The organism is Aliibacillus thermotolerans (genome assembly GCF_027853235.1).
GTDB lineage: Bacteria > Bacillota > Bacilli > Bacillales > Marinococcaceae > Aliibacillus > Aliibacillus thermotolerans.
The window spans coordinates 1-1,723 of sequence record NZ_WKJG01000097.1 but is presented as its reverse complement, the minus strand read 5'-3'; the positions used below and the strand labels follow the sequence as shown (position 1 = coordinate 1,723).

Sequence of the window (1,723 nt, the reverse complement as noted above, 5' to 3'; positions counted from 1 at the left end):
GAGCTAATTGCGATGTTTGAATTTTCAAGTCCCTCAAGGGGCTTGGGAGATGGTTGAAAAATTTTTACCCCAAAAAGAAGTCAAAAAAAGTGGAATAGAAGGAAAGGGCAAGAAAGGTGCCAATGATCCACCCCAAGAGGCAAAAAAACAGGTGAAGCCGTGGCCTAAGTGGGTTAAAATTGTTAATAACGACAAAAACAACCAACCACTTAGGAGGCTCACCTGTATGGCAATTATACCACAAATCAGTTTATTTACGTGGACAGATATAGAAGAATTAGGAGATTTAGATCGATTACGTTTGGTCATCGAATATCTACCAGATGATGACTTGATGGAAATACTTGAAAGCGAACGGCGGTATGGTCGTGATGATTATCCCATTCGGGCGGTGTGGAATAGCCTATTGGCTGGGGTGGTGTTTGAACACCCATCGATAGAATCCCTGCGACGTGAACTCAGTCGAAACGCCCAGATGCGTTGGCTTTGCGGAATAGACGCCGTTCCCCCTGCCTACGTGTATTCACGCTTTATGAAAAAATTATTCAGGCATGAAGAACAAATCAAGGCGATATTCGAAACATTAGTGGAACAGCTCGGGGACATTCTCCCTGACTTTGGAAAGTCATTAGCCATAGATGGGAAGGCGATTCCATCGTTTGCAAAGAGGAAAAATAAGAACGACCAAGAAGATGGACGACGGGACATCGATGCTGATTACGGGAAAAAAGTGTATCGCGGAAAAAGGGAAGATGGTACGCTGTGGGAGAAAGTCGTCAAATGGTTCGGATATAAAATACATCTCATCGTTGATTCTGCGTATGAACTCCCTGTCGCTTACTCTGTTACAAAAGCTTCTGTTCCAGATATCAACGAGGCGCATGCGTTGGTAGATACCATCGAAAAAACCCGACCTTCCCTCTTAGAAAATGCGGAAACGATGGCTGGGGACAAAGGATATGATGATACAAAACTCGTCGTTCGGCTGTGGGATGACCACAAGGTAAAACCAGTGATCGACATCCGAAATATGTGGAAAGACGGGGAGGCTACGCGCTTACTGGGAGACAAAGAAAATGTGGTCTATGATTACAAAGGGGCCGTGTATTGCCACTGTCCAGTTACGGGGGTAGAGCGCGAAATGACAAACGGTGGCTTTGAGAAAGATAGAAACACGCTCAAGAAGTTATGTCCCGCAAAGCAATATGGTCTGACATGTGAAGGGCAAGATCAATGCCCGGTGAGACAAGGAATCCGAGTGCCATTGGTCGAAGACCGACGCATCTTCACGCCCATCGATCGAGCCAGTTATACATGGGAAAAAGAATACAATAAACGAACAGCTGTGGAACGGGTAAACAGCCGTTTAGACGTATCTTTTGGGTTCGAGCATCACACCATCCGCGGCATGAAAAAAATGAAAGTGAAGTGCGGGTTTTCTCTTTGCATTATGCTGGCAATGGCTGTGGGGCGAGTGAAAGAAGGACACCCAGAAAAAATAAGAAGCCTCGTTTCGTAGGTCATCCACGTGTGGAAAATCCGAATTTTTAAAAATGGTAGTGGATAACAGGATACGTGTGTCCTTTTTTAGGGACAGAAGCGAACAAAACACGGAGCACAGCAATTTTTGTTCGATTGGGAGGAGAGCTGGCGTTTTATTGTCTAAACCGACGCTATATTTTTTGGACTAAAACATAAAAAGATTGTACATCGCAAAAAGCTC

At 44.7% G+C, this 1,723-nt stretch carries 1 protein-coding gene; it reads left to right on the top strand.

Going from position 1 to position 1,723, the window contains the following annotated elements; genetic code table 11:
- Positions 1 to 226 precede the first annotated feature (226 nt).
- Complete coding sequence (locus tag GJS40_RS13405) at positions 227 to 1,519, top strand: transposase (protein ID WP_270898361.1); 1,293 nt, start codon at positions 227 to 229, stop codon at positions 1,517 to 1,519.
- Positions 1,520 to 1,723: the final 204 nt, after the last annotated feature.